The organism is Ensifer adhaerens (genome assembly GCF_001270265.1).
GTDB classification, from domain to species: Bacteria; Pseudomonadota; Alphaproteobacteria; order Rhizobiales; family Rhizobiaceae; genus Ensifer; species Ensifer adhaerens_B.
Map to the genome: position 1 here is coordinate 33957 of NZ_LGAP01000026.1, position 15851 is coordinate 49807.

17 protein-coding genes and 1 other RNA gene are annotated in these 15851 nt (G+C 62.4%); 8 read left to right on the forward strand and 10 right to left on the reverse strand.

What is annotated here, in order from left to right; genetic code table 11:
* Window positions 1–37: 37 nt before the first annotated feature.
* The 4 genes from AC244_RS26665 to AC244_RS26680 form a co-directional block, all read right to left on the reverse strand.
* Window positions 38–967, reverse strand: coding sequence for a hypothetical protein (locus tag AC244_RS26665; RefSeq protein ID WP_053251849.1), 930 nt, complete (start codon window positions 965–967; stop codon window positions 38–40).
* Between the two features lie 116 nt (window positions 968–1083).
* Window positions 1084–1887 (reverse strand): MerR family transcriptional regulator, encoded by an 804-nt coding sequence (locus AC244_RS26670; protein WP_053251850.1) that lies wholly within the window; start codon window positions 1885–1887, stop codon window positions 1084–1086.
* Window positions 1888–2051: 164 nt separating this feature from the next.
* Complete coding sequence (gene cml, locus AC244_RS26675; RefSeq protein WP_053251851.1) at window positions 2052–3254, reverse strand: CmlA/FloR family chloramphenicol efflux MFS transporter; 1203 nt, start codon at window positions 3252–3254, stop codon at window positions 2052–2054.
* A gap of 248 nt (window positions 3255–3502) precedes the next feature.
* On the reverse strand, window positions 3503–3775 hold the full coding sequence (locus tag AC244_RS26680) for a BON domain-containing protein (RefSeq protein ID WP_053251852.1): 273 nt from the start codon (window positions 3773–3775) through the stop codon (window positions 3503–3505).
* Window positions 3776–3937: 162 nt separating this feature from the next.
* Here AC244_RS26680 and AC244_RS26685 point away from each other — a divergent pair, with 162 nt between their 5' ends.
* The gene (locus AC244_RS26685) at window positions 3938–4882 is read left to right on the forward strand and encodes an AEC family transporter (protein WP_053251853.1); all 945 of its coding nucleotides are present in this window, start codon (window positions 3938–3940) and stop codon (window positions 4880–4882) included.
* Window positions 4883–4995: 113 nt separating this feature from the next.
* Here AC244_RS26685 and AC244_RS26690 read toward each other — a convergent pair whose 3' ends face one another.
* On the reverse strand, window positions 4996–5673 hold the full coding sequence (locus AC244_RS26690; protein ID WP_053251854.1) for a c-type cytochrome: 678 nt from the start codon (window positions 5671–5673) through the stop codon (window positions 4996–4998).
* A gap of 156 nt (window positions 5674–5829) precedes the next feature.
* Between AC244_RS26690 and AC244_RS26695 the strand changes: the two genes are divergently transcribed.
* From AC244_RS26695 to AC244_RS35715, 3 genes are all read left to right on the forward strand, one after another.
* The gene (locus AC244_RS26695; protein ID WP_053251855.1) at window positions 5830–6585 is read left to right on the forward strand and encodes a 3-deoxy-manno-octulosonate cytidylyltransferase; all 756 of its coding nucleotides are present in this window, start codon (window positions 5830–5832) and stop codon (window positions 6583–6585) included.
* A 13-nt stretch (window positions 6586–6598) separates the two neighbouring features.
* Complete coding sequence (locus AC244_RS26700; RefSeq protein ID WP_082367152.1) at window positions 6599–7453, forward strand: prephenate dehydratase; 855 nt, start codon at window positions 6599–6601, stop codon at window positions 7451–7453.
* Between the two features lie 145 nt (window positions 7454–7598).
* Entirely contained in the window at window positions 7599–7736 is a 138-nt protein-coding gene (locus tag AC244_RS35715) for a DUF1127 domain-containing protein (protein WP_065784874.1), read from the forward strand.
* A 164-nt stretch (window positions 7737–7900) separates the two neighbouring features.
* Here AC244_RS35715 and AC244_RS26705 read toward each other — a convergent pair whose 3' ends face one another.
* From AC244_RS26705 to AC244_RS26720, 4 genes are all read right to left on the reverse strand, one after another.
* A complete protein-coding gene (locus tag AC244_RS26705) occupies window positions 7901–8269 on the reverse strand; it encodes a VOC family protein (protein WP_053251856.1) in 369 nt (122 codons plus the stop codon).
* A 127-nt stretch (window positions 8270–8396) separates the two neighbouring features.
* Window positions 8397–9107 (reverse strand): helix-turn-helix transcriptional regulator, encoded by a 711-nt coding sequence (locus AC244_RS26710; RefSeq protein ID WP_053251857.1) that lies wholly within the window; start codon window positions 9105–9107, stop codon window positions 8397–8399.
* Window positions 9108–9141: 34 nt separating this feature from the next.
* Window positions 9142–10122 (reverse strand): NAD(+) diphosphatase, encoded by a 981-nt coding sequence (gene nudC, locus AC244_RS26715; protein WP_053251858.1) that lies wholly within the window; start codon window positions 10120–10122, stop codon window positions 9142–9144.
* Window positions 10123–10124: 2 nt separating this feature from the next.
* A complete protein-coding gene (locus tag AC244_RS26720) occupies window positions 10125–10529 on the reverse strand; it encodes an HIT domain-containing protein (RefSeq protein ID WP_053251859.1) in 405 nt (134 codons plus the stop codon).
* A 107-nt stretch (window positions 10530–10636) separates the two neighbouring features.
* Between AC244_RS26720 and ffs the strand changes: the two genes are divergently transcribed.
* From ffs to AC244_RS26735, 3 genes are all read left to right on the forward strand, one after another.
* Window positions 10637–10734, forward strand: an RNA gene (gene ffs / locus AC244_RS34895) — signal recognition particle sRNA small type.
* A gap of 141 nt (window positions 10735–10875) precedes the next feature.
* Complete coding sequence (locus AC244_RS26730) at window positions 10876–12747, forward strand: DNA polymerase III subunit gamma/tau (RefSeq protein ID WP_053251861.1); 1872 nt, start codon at window positions 10876–10878, stop codon at window positions 12745–12747.
* Window positions 12748–12794: 47 nt separating this feature from the next.
* Window positions 12795–13118: a YbaB/EbfC family nucleoid-associated protein gene (locus AC244_RS26735; protein ID WP_053251862.1), complete on the forward strand. Its 324-nt coding sequence runs from the start codon at window positions 12795–12797 to the stop codon at window positions 13116–13118.
* Window positions 13119–13224: 106 nt separating this feature from the next.
* On the opposite strand, the gene AC244_RS26740 is transcribed toward AC244_RS26735, so the two are convergent.
* Window positions 13225–15063, reverse strand: coding sequence for a patatin-like phospholipase family protein (locus AC244_RS26740; protein ID WP_053251863.1), 1839 nt, complete (start codon window positions 15061–15063; stop codon window positions 13225–13227).
* Window positions 15064–15191: 128 nt separating this feature from the next.
* Here AC244_RS26740 and AC244_RS26745 point away from each other — a divergent pair, with 128 nt between their 5' ends.
* Window positions 15192–15803, forward strand: coding sequence for a LysE family translocator (locus tag AC244_RS26745; protein WP_053251864.1), 612 nt, complete (start codon window positions 15192–15194; stop codon window positions 15801–15803).
* Window positions 15804–15851 lie beyond the last annotated feature (48 nt).

A 15851-nucleotide genomic window follows, 5' to 3' on the forward strand; every position in this document is an offset into this window, starting at 1 on the left:
CCACACGCCGGCCGTGGCCCGAACGATCGATCGCGCCTCAGTGCCCGTCTTCCAGCGCAGCCTTCAGTCGGTCGTAGGTCGGAGCAAGCGCGCGCAAGGCGTCGGCCGCGGCAGTATCCTTGCGCACGACCAGCGGGTGCTGCATCGCGCCGATGTGCCGTGCCTGCTCGTCTGCGATGCGGGCCGCCTCTTGGTAACCTGCCCGTGCGAGGCAGGCGGCCGCATCGGCTGCCCGTCTGGCGCCGACACGGACGGCGAAGTGGATCAGATGCGCGCGTAGTCCCTTGTCGCAACCGGTCTCGATGCGTGCGGCGAGCGTTTCGGCTGCTTCGGCATTGCCAAGGGTTCCCGGAGGAACAGGCAGGTCCGTCTCCATCGACAGCCAGTGGATCGCAGCCGGGATTGATGCCCGTATCGTCTCGATCTCCGACATCTCGGCGATACGGGTAAAACCGGTCCGCATCGTATAGGCGTCACCATAGCTCAGCGTGTCGGCGCGCCAGGCGGCCATGAAGTTGGCGATCGGCAGGCGCGCGTAGGGATAACCCTGTGGGTCGTGCATCAGCACGCTGTCCTCGTCCATGTCGAGCACCACGACATAGTGGTCGGCATCGATCGGTCCGCTCATGCCCGGCTGGTGCCGGAGATGCCCCATCTCGACGGGGCCGATCCAGACCGGCCCGTCCTTGAGTGCGGAGCGCAGGCGGGAAAGCGCGTCGTCCGCATCGCCACCCTTGCTGACCGTCGATGTCCAGCCGAGCGCCGTAAGGGCGCCGTCGAATCCGGCTTCCGGATCCCAGCCATAGGGGTCGAAGAACGGCAGGGTACCGCCGATCAGCTGCATGCCGAACGGGCTGCCGGTGGCAAATTCGATCGCCGCGGTGGAGGGTGCCTGCGCGCCGAACATCATGGCAAACGAGTTTGCGTAACAATAGGGGCCGGAGCCCGTATAGGAAAAATGCATCATGATCGTCTGTCCTGTTAGAGCATTTTCAGGAAAAATGCGGAGCGGCTTTCCGTCAGGAAATGCTTGAAAATAAAGAGATAGAGCGTTTCCACGACTCTGTTTAAGGCAGAAGCGCTCTAGGTGATGGGGCAGGCGACATCGAAGGAAGCGCCGGTACTGCCGGGATAGATTTCGTAGGGGCTGCCGACGCAATGGATGTCGCTTCGCGTGTCCAGCCAGGTTTCGATGGCGTCGTAGACGCGTAAGATCAGCGGGAAGTTCTCGCAGGCCGCCGGCACCGGCAGAAACGCCTCGCGCCGTGCGGGCTGAAGGCGGATGCGCAGATCGTCGACCGGCTCGATGCTGCCTTCATAGACAATGGCGACTTCCACCAGTCCCTCGCTGTCGCGGTTGACGGTTTCATGGAAATGCACGGTCATTACGCCGTCGCCGGCGATCCCGCAGCGGCGGAGGTGACCGCGGATATCCGCCTCGGCGCTCGCCATGAATGGATCGAGCGCCTCGATATCGAGCTGTCGCTGGCAGGTGATCAGCTTGCAGGCCTTAACCTCGCGTACGGCAATTTTCGAGATCAGCTCAGCATCACGACCGTCGGTCTGCCGCGCGATCGCCTCCACAAGCTCTGTCTGCTCGGTCAGCCGCTCGCATTGGGCGTCGAGCCAGGACCGCAATTCGACAAGCCGGCTCTCCGCGTCGAGCTCTACCAGTTGGGCGACCCGCGCCACCGGAAGTCCGAGGCGTCTGAGCCGCGCGATCATCCGTGCCCGGGCGGCCTGCTCCGGTGCATAGTAGCGATAGCCCGTGGCCGGATCGGTATAGGCAGGCACCAGCAGGCCCTGTTCGGCGTAAAGCCGCAGTGCCTTCGGGGACAGTCGCGTGGCCGCGCCGAAACGGCCGGCAAGAAGATAAGAATCACTCATGGCAGGGACTGTGGGGCTTGCCCCTGGGGCGAGGTCAAGAGGCAATCATCGCTGCTGCGCTTGTCTCACATACGCCTTTCTGCCAGTCGCGCTGCCTCCGAAGGGCGAGTGGTGCCGCGAGGCGCGCCGATGGGCTCGGCGCGCCTCGCGGCGCTTTCATCGGATCAGGCTTCTGCCCCGCGCCGCCTTGTCAGCAGACCGAGGGCGGTCAACGTAACGATGGCCATAGCCGATGAGTAGCCGGCTAATGGCCAGGCGGTGTCGCCTCCGAGGAAGACGACCGCCAGCGTGCCGAGGACCCCGACAATCAGGCTCTGAATGCAGAAGTAGAGGGCAACGGCGGTTCCCGCCACGTTGCCGAAAGCCTGGAGGGCTCCATTGGCCGTGACCGAGCCGGTGAAGACGATGCCGATGGCGATGACCCACATCGGCAGGACGAAGGTCCAGAACGACGGTGCGGCCACGCTTTGGCCGACCATGAGCAGCACCGAGCCAAGGACGAGCAGCGCCATCCCGCGGGCGAGGCTGCCGGCGATGCCCCAGAGCGCCACGAATCGTTTGGCGAAGCGGGTCGTGAGGATCATCACCAGGGCCGCCGTCGCAAAGACCAGGCTGAAGCCGAGCCCGGAGTAACCCGCCCGATCGATCAGCACGCGCGGCGCCGTCGAGAAGAAGACGAAGAACGAGCCCATCGCGGCACTGAAGCCGAGCGTGTAGGTCCAGAACGCACCGTTCGTAAGGATAGGACCGAAGGACCGCCTCTGACCTTGGGCGTCGAGTGGCCGCGTTTCCCGCCATCGCGGCATCGCGTACGCCGAGGCGGCGATTGCCAGGACGCCAAGCGTGACGAAGATCGCTCTCCATCCAAAATGGCCGGCAATCAGCGCGCCGGCGATCGGTCCGAGGGCCGGGACGAAGGCGAGCATGGCACTGAAGAGGCCGTAGATGGTCACCCCCTCTGGCCGCTCCGCATAGACGTCGCGAACCGTGGCAAAGGTCGCGACAAGGGCTGCCGATGCGCCGATCGCCTGCAGCAGCCGGAGGGCGAGGAAGGCCGGAGCCGATGCGGTGGTGGGCATGAGCAGCGATGCGGCGGCAAACAGCAGCGCGCCGCCGATGAGGACCGGACGCCGCCCGATGCGATCGGAAACCGGTCCGAAGACGATCTGGCCGACGCCGAGGATGATCATGTAGAGGCTTAACGTCAGCTGGATGATCGCCGGCGTTGTGGCAAGAATGCCGGGCATGTCAGGCACGACAGGCAGATAGATATCCATCGCCAATGAGGCGAGGATGTCGAAGGGGGCCATCAGCAAAAGTGCTGCCGGCACCGAATGGTTCCAGGTTGGTGATCTATGATTGGGCACGATTGAACATCCGCTCAAATGAATGACATTCGGCGGCGCTCTGCCTTGTTATCGGTGGTGTGAAATGACCGGACAGACGCCGCAACAACGATTGTGAGTGTTGTTGCGGCTTACCTGGTTGCTGATTCGGTCGTCCCCATTCCGGTCTCCATAGGAAGTCTTGCGCGTTTTGGTTGGCGCTGCCCTTCATTTACCAGCCGAGGCAGAAAACGACAACCGCTTGTAGTCAGGCCGAAGTGCGACAAAGGTTATGACGGTTGGGCCGGCTTCACCGTCAGGCGGTTCTCGACGCTGGTGACGCCGATCACCGATCTTGCCGCGTCGCCGGCGCAGGCGACGTCGGAATCGCTTGGGACCTGGCCCGATAGCACGACCATTTCGCCGAGCACGATCACCGAGATATCGGTGGTGTCGACGAAGGTCGCGTAGCGGATGAAGCGCAGAACCTTGCCCGCCAGATCGTCATCTTTCAGATGAGGATCGTCGTCCTGATGGGAATAGATGGGCTTCTCTGTTGCCATTGTTGTTATCCCGGTACTGTTCGGGAACGCCCCGGGGTAGTGGAATGTTCCGGTCTTTTTGCTTTTGGCCGCCGCTTCGCCAAGGGCGTGCGACTGGTTTGCAACCTTGCGGCGGTCGCCGGAACGGGGCTATTCCTATCGGACCGATCCCAAGGCTGACGCATGTCCGATATCTTCCTGAACGTTCTGCCCATCTTCATCCTGATCCTGACCGGTTGGCTGATCGTCAGGCTCGGCTACCTGAAGCCGACCGTCGGCGATGCGCTCGGCGATTTCGTTTTCCGCGTCGCGGTGCCGGTTCTTCTGTTTCGCACGATCGCCGAGGCGGATTTTCGCGATGACTCGCCCTGGCCGCTCTGGGTCGCCTATTTCTCCGGTGTCGCCGTCACCTGGACCATCGGCCATCTCGCGGCGACGCTCACCTTTGGCCGCGATGCGCGCATGGGCGTTCTGGCCGGCGTTTCCTCGGCCTTCGCCAACACGGTCTTTATCGGTCTGCCGCTCGTGTCGCGCATCGTCGGCGAGGAAGGGATCGTGGCGCTGTCGATCCTGCTTTCCGTTCATCTGCCGGTGATGATGATTGCCGGCACGGTGCTGATGGAGCGCGCCGAGCGCAAGGTCAGCGGCAGACCGGGGCAAAGCCCTCTGAAGCTCTTGGCCGGCGTTGCCCGCAATCTGTTGCGCAACCCGCTGGTCATCGGCCTTGCCTGCGGCGCAGCCTTCCATTTGCTCGGCCAGCCGCTCGGCGGTCCGGTCAAGAGCGTCGTCGATCAGCTTGCCGCCACCGCAGCACCTGCCGCGCTGGTCTCAATCGGCATGGCGCTCGACAAGTACGGCCTTGTCGGCAATCTCCGGCTAGCGACGGTCACGAGCCTTCTGAAGCTCGTGGTCCTGCCTGGCGTCGTCTTTGCCGCCTGCCACCTGCTCGGTCTCAACGACAGTTGGACGACCGCGCTCGTGCTGACTTCGGCGGTGCCGACCGGCGTTAACGCATGGCTGATCGCCAATCATTTCAACGTCGGTCATGCGCTGGCGTCCTCGACCATTACGCTGACGACGGCGCTTGGCGTCGTCAGCGTTTCGGTCTGGGCCTATCTCTTGATGTAGGTCAGCGTGATGTAAATCGGGCGTATTCAGACCGGATCGACCTGGGGCAAGACAGCAAAAAGCCCGGCGCGATGGCCGGGCTTCTCGAAATTCGATCGTTGAAACGCTTGGGCTTAGTGAGCCGGTGCGGGCTGGCCTTCGGCCGGCTTGGCTTCCGTTGCCGGCGCTTCGGCAGGAGCCTGCTGACCTTCAGCCGGCTTTTCGGCGGTACCTTCGGCAGCCGGAGCAGCTTCTGCGGCCGCAGCATCCGGGAGAGCGGCCGGAGCATCGGCCTGTTCGCGCAGATATGCGATCAGGTTGGCGCGTTCGTCCGGCTTCTTCACGCCGGCAAAGCCCATCGCGGTGCCGGGAACGTGCTTCTTCGGCGCCTCGATGAAGAAGCTGAGGTGGTCGTAGTCCCAGACGACCTTGCCGCCTTCGGAGAAGGTCTTCATGCCAGCCGAGTAGCTGAAGCCCTCATGCGAGCCGATCGGGCGGTTGACGAGACCCCAGAGGTTGGGGCCGACCTTGTTGGCCCCTCCCTTATCCACGGTGTGACAGCTTGCGCATTTCTTGAACACGGTTTCGCCGGCTGCAGCGTCTGCCTTGAGGAGCAAGGGCTTGATGTCGACTTCAGCCGCTTCCTGGGCGCCGGCGCCAGCTTCGGACGTGCCTTCTTCAGCGATGATCGCAAAGCCTTCCTTCTCGGGAGCCTCGGAATGGAAAATGCCTTCCGACGCAATGGATACGGACATCAGAACGAAAACCGTACCCAGAAAGGCACCCACGCCCATGTTCACATATGAGTTCATCTGCAAACGCTCCCTTTGCCACCGGCGTAAACAAAAACCCGGCCCATCTTGAAATCGCGCGGAACCTATGTCTTTTGGCTCTGCGTTGCAACAGAGATTATGGGCCCCGAACTGAGACTTTTTGACACTTTGGGCGGGGTTTTTGAAGGCCACATCATGAATCGCGAAAATTCAGGCAAAGCCATCGTGCTCATTCCGGCGCGCATGGCCTCCACCCGTCTGCCGGGCAAACCGCTCGCCGACATTTGCGGCCTGCCGATGATCGTCCAGGTTGCCAAGCGCGCGGCGGAAGCCGATGTCGGGCGCGTCGTCGTGGCCGTCGACGACCAGAGTGTTTTCGATGTCGTGCGCGACGCGGGTTTCGAGGCGATCATGACGCGGGTCGACCACCAGTCCGGATCCGACCGGATCTACGAGGCCCTGCTGAAGGCCGATCCGCACGGCGAGGCGGAGTTCGTCATCAACGTGCAGGGCGACCTGCCGACGATCGAGCCCGCACCGATTCGTGCCTCGTTGAAGCCGCTTGTCGACAACGCCGCGACCGATATCGCGACCCTGACGGTGGCGATCACCGACGAAGAGGAAAAGAAGAGCCCCAACATCGTCAAGATCGTCGGCTCGCCATTGTCGGAGACGCGCCTGCGCGCTCTTTATTTTACGCGCGCGACCGCGCCCTACGGACAGGGGCCGCTCTATCACCACATCGGCCTTTATGCCTACCGGCGCCCGGCGCTCGAAAAATTCGTCGCTCTGAAGCCGTCGACGCTGGAAAAGCGCGAATCGCTCGAGCAGTTGCGCGCGCTTGAAGCCGGCATGCGCATCGATGTCGAAATCGTCGATACCGTGCCGCTCGGCGTCGATACGCCGGTCGAGCTGGAAAAAGCCCGCCGCATCCTTTCCGAAAAAGCCTGAGAAGGAAGATAGTGTGACCACGAAGACCAACAGGATCTCCTTCCAGGGCGATTACGGCGCCAATTCCGACATGGCCTGCCGCGACATGTTTCCGTCGATGGAGCCGCTTCCCTGCCAGACGTTCGAAGACGCCTTCGTGGCGGTGGAGAACGGCGAAGCGGATCTCGCGATGATCCCGATCGAAAACACCATTGCCGGTCGCGTCGCCGATATTCACCATCTGCTGCCCGAATCGCGCCTTCATATCGTCGGCGAATATTTCATGCCGATCCGTTTCCAGCTGATGGTGCTGCCGGGTGTGACGCGCGATGAGATCCGTACCGTCCACAGCCATATCCACGCGCTCGGGCAGTGCCGCAAGATCGTGCGTGCCAACGGCTGGAAGCCGGTGGTTGCCGGCGACACCGCAGGGGCAGCAAAGCTGGTGTCGGAAAAGGGGGATCGCTCGATGGCAGCGCTCGCGCCGCGGCTTGCCGCCGATCTCTACGGCCTCGAGATCGTCGCGGAGAATGTCGAGGACACCGAAAGCAACGTGACGCGCTTTGTGGTGCTGTCGCGCGAGGAACAGCGGCTTGCCCGCAGCGCCGATGACGAACTGATCATCACCACCTTCGTGTTCAATGTGCGCAACATTCCCGCCGCCCTCTACAAGGCGATGGGTGGCTTTGCCACCAACGGCATCAACATGACGAAGCTCGAAAGCTACCAGCTCGGCGGCAAGTTCGTGGCCACGCAATTCTATGCGGATATCGAGGGTCACCCGGATGATGTGGGTGTACGTCATGCCATGGACGAGTTGCGCTTCTTCTCCGAGAAGGTCCGCATTCTTGGCACCTACAAGGCGCATCCGATGCGCGGCGTGCTTTAAGCCGCCACCCGACTGCGGTGCAGATCAGGCTTACCAATGCGTTAACCGGCTACGCGTCTGGTGCATGCCTAATCTGCAATCGCGGTGGTACCTAAATAATGTGCAAATGCCTATCTGACACTCGTTCACATATGGAGTGTTAAAAATGAAGATCCGTCAGAAGATCGTTGAATATGCAAAAATGCGCCGTGCGATCCGCGAGCTGAATTCGCTCGACGACCACGCCCTGAGCGATATCGGTATTTCCCGTTCGCAGATCCAGGCCGCCGTTTACGGCCGCTAATCAGCACCATTCGCCGTATCCCGCCACCGAAGCTGGCGGGATACGCGCAATGCTCTTGGCCTAGAGCATGTCGCGCAAAAGTGTGCTGCGGTTTTGCGATAACGACATGCGTAAAAACAAGAACTTAAAGCGTAGCAAGCGCATCTGAAAGATCGCGATGCGCTTTAGTCGTCAAAGAGGCACACGCGCAGGCGGTGCCCGTCCGGGTCAAGCGCCACGAAGGTCGGTCCGAAATCCATCTTCGTCAGGTCCTGCGCAATCGGCAGGCCAGCGCCTTTCCATTTTTCATAGTGCGTGCGAACCGCCGCCTCGTCTTCCACCATGAATGCCAATTCCGCGCGGCTGCCCGCCTTCGACGGCGGCGGCGCCACCGTGTTTTGCGCCCAAAGCCCGAGCACGAAGCCGCCCTGCAACTCGAACGACGAAAAGGTCGGGAAGGAGACGAGCGGTTCCTTGTCGAGCAGCTTGCGATAGAAGGCGACGCTTGCGAGCGGATCGTCGACATAGAGTACGATGAGATTTGCCTTGGCCATGATCTGTCTCCTTGTTTGGGAGTTGCAGATTAGTGCGCACCACTGCCAATTTCTGTCAGCATAGATTGGCCAGTCTTTTACGCATTTTCCGGACGGAAAACCGCTCCGCACTTTTCCTGGAAATGCTTTAGGTCGAACCGACCCGCCCGCTGTCAGGCGCGACAATATTCTGCGTCGCCCGCCATTCCCGAAGCAATACCGGCCTGCGACGCCCGTAGCGCGTCTCGCGCATGTCGGCCTGCCGGATGCGGTCGGTCCGGAAATGCCTGAAGCTCTGGCGCAACTCGCACCAGGCGACGAGAACCCGGACATTCTCGAAGAAGCCAAGGGCAAACGGCCAGACCGTACGATGGGTCTCGCCGCCATCCGTATCGATGTAATTCAGGTCGAGCTTGCGCTCGTTACGTATGGCCTTGCGCAACAGTGCAACGTCGATGGTGTCGATCATCGGCGGGCTCGGCCCGACGAGCAGCGTCGAGGCATCGAGTTCGTCGCGAAGATCTGCCGGCAGAACCGCGGCGATCTTGGCGAGCGCATCGGCGGCGGCCGCCGCCAGATGGCCGTCGGCGCGTTTTGCCACCCAGCGCGAGCCGAGCACCAGCGCCTCGATCTCCTCCTGCGAGAACATCATCGGCGGCAGCATGAAGCCGGGCTTCAGGATATAGCCCAGCCCCGGCTCGCCCTCGATATGGGCGCCCTGTGCCTGCAGGCTGGCGATATCGCGGTAGAGCGTTCTCAGGCTGACCCCGGTTTCCTCCGCCAGCCGCCGCCCGCTGACGGGCTGGCGATAGCGGCGCAGTACCTGCAGAAGATCGAGCAGCCGTTCGGAGCGGGACAAGGCCGGCCTCCTCTTGATCGAAGCCCGAGCGCTCTTACGCCCGCTCGCCCCAGGCAAGCCAGTCGCGCATCAGTTGGTGGGCGATCGCGCCTTTCGGCGGCGGAATGTGCTCATCGCCGGTGTCGGCGACGCCGGTCGACCTTTCGAGCATCGCGATGGTTTCCTCGCGTGTGAACCAGCGCACGTCCTCCAGTTCCTGTTCGTCGCGCTTGATGACAGTCGATTTTGCCTCGGCATAGCAGCCGATCATCAGCGAATGCGGCAGCGGCCAGGGCTGCGAGGCGTGATAGCGCACGCGGCCGATGTGGATGCCTGATTCCTCATGGGTTTCGCGGCGCACGGCGTTTTCGATGGTTTCGCCCGGCTCGACGAAGCCGGCAAGGCACGAATACATGCCCGGCGCGAAATGCGGGCTGCGGCCAAGCAGGCAGAGATCGCGTTCCAAGTCGATGGTCATCATGATGACGACGGGATCGGTGCGGGGGAAAACCATGTGGCCGCAGGCGGTGCAGACGCGGCGATAGCCGCCGGCCTTGCCTTCCATCGGTCCGGCGCAACGGCCGCAGAAGCGGTTGTTGGCGTTCCAGGTGATGAGGCTCGATCCTTGGGCGAACTGACCAAGCAGTTCTTCAGGCAGCATCTGCTGGCGGTAGAGCGTGCGCCCGTCGGCGATCTTGAACGGCTCGGCGATATTGTCCTCGGGAAGACCGGTCGGCACGGCGAGCCGCGGCTCTCCGTTCGGCAGGTAGCCGAGCAGGATCGTTTCGTCGAGTACCGGCTCGAGCCCGTCGAGCTCATAGGGTGCAAACAGCGGATCGATGATCTTCTCGTCGTGTTTGACGATCAGCTTCGGTCCGGAAAAGGCCAGGAAATGGGCGCCCGGATGCTTGAGCGCCAACTCGACGCAATCGTCGGCGCGGTGCTCGGACTGACGCTCCAGATGGTTCTCGGAAAAGGCGACGAGGGTGCTCGGCTCCGGATGGGGGCTTCGAAGGTCAAAGATCGATTTCGTCATGTTCAGAGATTTTCCAGAATGCGGGCTGCAAAGGCCTGATGTTCTTTCTCGTCCCACGGCTCCGGCTTGCCGAAGCCCCAGACGGGTCCGGGCCAGTTCGGGTCGCCATCGCTGCGGGCGATGATGTGCACATGGAGCTGCCGGACGATGTTGCCGAGCGCCCCGACATTGATCTTCTCGGCACCGGTGACCTTTTTCAAGGCGGTCGCCACCATGTTGGTTTCGAAGGTCAGCATCGTCTGGTCGAGCGGTGTCAGATCGAAAATCTCGGACATGCCCCCACGTTGCGGTATGAGCACCAGCCAGGGCCAGCGGCGATCGTTCATCAGGCGCATTTGGCAGAGGCCGATCGAGGCGATCGGGATGCCGTCGCGTTCAAGCCGCTCGTCGAGGGTGAATGTCGTCAAGAAGGTCTCCTTGGGCCGGGAGCAGATTCGCCTTGTTTTGCATATCGATATCAGTTTTTTGATGGCTTGGCTTGCATTTGCTTGCGATATTGCCGATATGGGAGCCGGGAGGTTGGTGGTGGACGAGCCACTCGCCAACCGGGTCAGGTCCGGAAGGAAGCAGCCCTAACGAGCCCCGGCACGGGTCATCGTGCCAGCCTCCCACCTGCATGATTGCTGAGATCGAAACCGCTCTCAGCAATCGCGCAGCACCACAGAATGTTACGGTATGAAGACGCATCCGAAGCGACGCGCGGTGCCGTAAATCCGTCCTGTCGGGACACGAGTTCAAGCAGCGGCAGGGTCGATGAGCGACGAAACGTCCATTTCATCCGAACAGAAACCAGCCGCCTACCGCGTTCTGGCGCGCAAGTACCGCCCCAAGGATTTCTCCGACCTGATGGTCGGCCAGGAGCCGATGGTGCGCACGCTGACCAACGCGTTCGAAACCGGCCGCATCGCTCAAGCCTACATGCTGACCGGCGTGCGCGGGGTGGGCAAGACCACGACTGCCCGCATTCTCGCCCGTGCGCTGAACTACAAGACAGTCGAAATCGATCGGCCGACCATCGACCTGCGCGCTCTCGGCGAACATTGTCAGGCGATCATGGACGGCCGCCATGTCGACGTCATCGAGATGGACGCCGCCTCCCATACCGGCATCGACGATATCCGCGAGATCATCGAGCAGGTGCGCTACCGCCCGGTTTCGGCGCGCTACAAGGTCTATATCATCGACGAAGTGCACATGCTGTCGACGCAGGCCTTCAACGGTCTGTTGAAGACGCTGGAAGAGCCGCCGGAGCATGTGAAGTTCATCTTCGCCACCACCGAAATCCGCAAGGTTCCGATCACCGTGCTGTCGCGCTGCCAGCGGTTCGATCTGAGGCGCATCAGCGGCTCCGACCTCGTCGGCCTGTTTTCGACCATTCTCGGCAAGGAAGGTGTTCGTTTCGACCCGGAAGCGCTGGCGATGGTTGCGCGTGCGGCCGAAGGTTCGGCCCGTGACGGCCTGTCGCTGCTCGACCAGGCGATCGCCCATGGCGGCGGTTCCGTCGAGGTCGAGACCGTGCGCTCGATGCTCGGCCTTGCCGATCGCGCCCGCATCGTCGATCTGTTCGAGCATATCGTCAGGGGCGACGTTGCTGCAGCACTCGGCGAATTCGCGGCACAATACGAGGCCGGCGCCAACCCGACCGTGGTCCTGACCGATCTTGCCGATTTCACCCACCTCGTCACCCGGCTGAAGTACGTGCCGGATGCCGCCGGTGACCAGTCCTTGAGCGAGATCGAGCGCACACGCGGTGCCGAATTTGCCGGCAATGTCGCCGTCAGTACGCTGTCGCGCATCTGGCAGATGCTGCTGAAAGGCATTCCCGAGGCCGAAAGCTCTTCACGCCCGGCAGGTGCTGCCGAAATGGTGTTGATCCGGCTTGCCCATGCGGCCCATCTTCCACCGCCCGAAGAGGCGGCGAGACGCGTGCTCGAACTGTCCGGCAGCGACAATGGCGGCGCCCGTCCTGCTCCAGGTGGCGGCAATGGCGGTGGCATGCAGGCCTCGGCCGGCGCCCCCTTGCAGGCACAGGCCGCCCAACCGACATCGATGGGACGGCCGACCGGCAACGGCGCGACGATGTTGCGTGCGGTTCCCGATGTCAGCCCGCAGCCGATCAGTGTCGGACAGATCGAGGAGCGGCCGGCAATCGCCCCGGCCGCGAAGGCGCAGCCGTCGGTGCCGGTCAATTCGGTCAGCGATATCGCCGACCTCTGTGCGAAGAATAAGGACATCAAGCTGAAGACGCTGGTGCGCGGCTTCGTGCGGCTGGTACGCATCGAGCCCGGCCGTCTTGATGTCAACGTGCCCGACGACGCGCCGAAGACGCTGCTCGGCGAACTCGCCGTCAAGCTCAAGGAATGGACCGGTATCCACTGGATCGTCAGCTACAGCCGCGAGCCTGGCGAGCCGACGATGATCGAGGCCGAACAGCGGGCCCAGGAGAAGCGTGTCAGCGACGCGCGCCAGGACCCGGATGTCGCCGCCATTCTTGCCCGTTTCCCGGGTGCAAAGATCACCGACGTGCGTATTCGCGCCGTCGAGGAAGAAGAGGCCGAGAGCGTTGCTCCGGCCACAGCCGAATCCGCCGATGGCGATATCGTCCCCGGCGACGATATCGAATAGTCCGTCGGAACGAACGACCGGAAATTTCTAGAGAACAGGAGACGACGATGCGCGACATCATGGGGATGATGGGCAAGGTCAAGGAAATGCAGGCCAAGATGGAGAAGATGCAGGCGGAAATCGCCGCACTCGAAGTCGATGGTGTCTCCGGTGGCGGCCTCGTCACCGTCCGTCTCGATGGCAAGGGCACGCTGAAGAGCCTGAAGATCGACCCGTCGCTGTTTAGGGAAGACGACGTCGAGATTCTCGAAGACCTGATCGTCGCGGCTCACAAGGACGCCAAGGACAAGGCCGAGGCCGTCCAGGCCGAAAAGACCCGCGAACTTACCGCCGGCCTGCCGATCCCGCCCGGCATGAAGCTGCCGTTCTAAGCGGCTGTTCTTCGCTGCTACAGCGCCGCGCGTCAAATGTGACGCGCAATGGACGCTGTAACGCCTTAAACTTGCTGCATAATTTTATCCTTAAATCGGATCCGATTTAAGGAATTATGCAGTATGAATCGGGTGGCGGTGCCGGAACGATCGGCTTCGCCGGGCTGGCGCCGCGCGGATTGGTGTCCATGCTTGCGGTGATGCGCAGATCGGCTTTCTGTGTGGAGGCCGGCGGTATCGGTCGTTGATCGAGCGTCGCGCCGATTTCGGCGAGCTTCGAGGCGAAATTATTGAGTGCCGCGCGTTCGACCCTGGACGACCCCACCAGTCCGGTCGGGTCGTAGTTCGTCAGGATCGTTGGATAGTCGGAGGTGCTGTCCGTCGGCGGCGCATAGTAGCGTGCCGAGAGCTTTCTCAGCGATTCCGCCAGCGTCGGCAGCATCGTCAACGCACGCCGCCAACGGTGTTCGTTGAAATCGAAATCGGCAAGAATCGTCTCGCCGGCCCTTCCGCCGAGTGCGCTGAGATAGGCGACCGTTTCGCGATCCATATCCAGATTGAGCCCACCCTCCTTGGCATCGTCGAGCCTGACTTCGACGATCCGCTCGCTGTAGCCGTGCAACTGGCTCTGCAGCGTGTCCTGCCAATTGCGCGCCGTGTCGAGGATGGCGCCGACAAAGCCGAACAGTCCTTCGACCGGGTAGATGGGGGCGACCTTGCCTTCGGACGTCTTGCGCGGAAGATTGACGCGGCTTGCCCTGTCCGCGTCATCGCCGTGCCGTCGCCGATCGTAGCTGGTAAGCGAGATGCCGAAGGTCGGTCGTCCAGGCAGAAGGCCGTCGAAAAGATGGATCGGAAAGTTGCTGGTGATGCCACCGTCGGAAAACAGACAGCGGATGTGCGTGGCGGGATCGCGTCGTGCGCTGCTTTTCAGCGAGTAGTCGTAGCGGTAAAGCGGCACGGCGCGGATCAACCCGGGAAAGCTCAGGCTCATACGGGCGATAATGGCCACGGGCAGCTTGCTTGCCGGCGGCAGCTGGTAGAAATCCTTCGATCCATCGGCGGCGACGATGTCGCGTGGTTTGCTCTCCTTGAGCAGGTACGCCATGATCGAGGGCGGAAACAATGCCTCGAACTCCGATTTACGATAGTTATGGACCCGGTCGCCGAATGGCAACTCATAGGGACGGCGCGAGGAGAGGTCGGTGGTCACGCTTCTAAGTGTGATGTCGTGTGCCTCGAGGTCGCCGATGGTCAACGGCCTGTCCGAACCATCCTGCCGGAGCGGGCCGGCTATCGCCTCTATTCTTTCCGAGATCCAGTTGGTGAAAGCCGGGTTCTTCGTACCCGGCCGGGTCAGGCCGCTGCATAGGCCGAAATCGTTGGCCGGCAGGGACACCGCTACCGCCCGGTAGAATTGATAGAGGATCATCACGATTGCGCCGATCAAGGCGATAACGATGCCAAGCAGCAGTGTCGCGACGCCGAGGCTGAGCACACCGGCAACAGAGATCAAAATGCCGGGTGCTGCGCCAAGCAGCGCCGGCACGGCGAAGACCCGCAGCGTCTCCAAGGCGCAGGTTCTGGCCCTGCTGTGCCGTGTGCGAACGGCTGCCATGCCGATGCGAAAGAGAGGGGCCGTGTCGGGCGAGGGCTGAAAGAAGGTTGCGAGGTTTGCCGCCAGCTCGCCAGGCATGGCGTCGATGAGGGCAAAGCCAGCATTCTTCTCTTCCGCCGTCGCGCCGGTTTGCCGCCGGTACTCCGCAGCCGCCGTCATCACGGCGGCGATGGCGCCCGCCGAGGTTCCGCCAATGCGCATGAAGCGGTAACGGGTCGCCAACTCCGTAATGGCGCGCGGAAACACCACGCCGGAGGTGATGCCACCCTTCATGATCAGGTCGCACTCTTCGCTGGGCTTGGCGTAGCGGAAAGTCGTGTCGTTCATCGCACCCTCCATCTCCGAACAACAACATTAGATTGTGTTGATATTCGATGCACGCGATTTCGCGGTGGCGGAAGACTGGCGCCGATGGCAAAGCATGATAAATTGCCGCCTCCCGAGGAGGATCGCGCATGACCATGACGTCCCTGCTTATGTTTGCCGGTGCATTGCTGGTTGCGGCCGGCTCGCCCGGGCCGAGCGTCGCGGCCCTTGTGGCGCGTGTGCTGTCGAAGGGCGCGCGCGACGTGCTGCCTTTCCTCGTGGCGCTCTGGATCGGCGAGGCCATCTGGCTGTCGTTCGCGGTGGCGGGCCTTGCAGCGATCGCCGAAAGTTTCCATCTGCTGTTCGTCGCCATCAAGTGGCTGGGCGTCGCCTACCTGTTCTATCTCGCCTGGAAAATGTGGATGGCCGAACCGGATCTGCCCGGAGACAGCCTGCCGCAGTCGCGTTCGGCCTCCAAGCTGTTCTTCGCCGGCCTGACCGTGACGCTCGGCAATCCCAAGGTGATGATGTTCTACGTCGCCCTGTTGCCCTCGATCATCGACCTGCGCTCGGTCACCTTGATCGGCTGGATGGAGCTGGTTGCGACCATGCTGGTGGTTCTGGTCGTGGTCGATCTGGGCTGGGTAACCATGGCCGCCAATGCCCGCAAACTCCTGAAAAGCAAGCGCGCCGTGCGCATCGCCAATCGCGCCAGTGCCGGAACCATTGCCGGGGCGGCCGTCGTCATCGCCACCCGTTGAGTTTTTGCTTCCGCGCGTCGGCGGGTTCCTGCTCTGTTGAGGGCCGGC

Bases quoted from the DNA above. Each gene is read 5' to 3' on its own strand.
- AC244_RS26665 (WP_053251849.1), bottom strand. From the start codon at position 967: ATGATGCATTTTTCCTATACGGGCTCCGGCCCCTATTGTTACGCAAAC.
- AC244_RS26670 (WP_053251850.1), bottom strand. From the start codon at position 1,887: ATGAGTGATTCTTATCTTCTTGCCGGCCGTTTCGGCGCGGCCACGCGA.
- AC244_RS26680 (WP_053251852.1), bottom strand. From the start codon at position 3,775: ATGGCAACAGAGAAGCCCATCTATTCCCATCAGGACGACGATCCTCAT.
- AC244_RS26685 (WP_053251853.1), top strand. From the start codon at position 3,938: ATGTCCGATATCTTCCTGAACGTTCTGCCCATCTTCATCCTGATCCTG.
- AC244_RS26690 (WP_053251854.1), bottom strand. From the start codon at position 5,673: ATGAACTCATATGTGAACATGGGCGTGGGTGCCTTTCTGGGTACGGTT.
- AC244_RS26695 (WP_053251855.1), top strand. From the start codon at position 5,830: ATGAATCGCGAAAATTCAGGCAAAGCCATCGTGCTCATTCCGGCGCGC.
- AC244_RS35715 (WP_065784874.1), top strand. From the start codon at position 7,599: ATGAAGATCCGTCAGAAGATCGTTGAATATGCAAAAATGCGCCGTGCG.
- AC244_RS26705 (WP_053251856.1), bottom strand. From the start codon at position 8,269: ATGGCCAAGGCAAATCTCATCGTACTCTATGTCGACGATCCGCTCGCA.
- nudC (WP_053251858.1), bottom strand. From the start codon at position 10,122: ATGACGAAATCGATCTTTGACCTTCGAAGCCCCCATCCGGAGCCGAGC.
- AC244_RS26730 (WP_053251861.1), top strand. From the start codon at position 10,876: ATGAGCGACGAAACGTCCATTTCATCCGAACAGAAACCAGCCGCCTAC.
- AC244_RS26735 (WP_053251862.1), top strand. From the start codon at position 12,795: ATGCGCGACATCATGGGGATGATGGGCAAGGTCAAGGAAATGCAGGCC.
- AC244_RS26740 (WP_053251863.1), bottom strand. From the start codon at position 15,063: ATGAACGACACGACTTTCCGCTACGCCAAGCCCAGCGAAGAGTGCGAC.
- AC244_RS26745 (WP_053251864.1), top strand. From the start codon at position 15,192: ATGACCATGACGTCCCTGCTTATGTTTGCCGGTGCATTGCTGGTTGCG.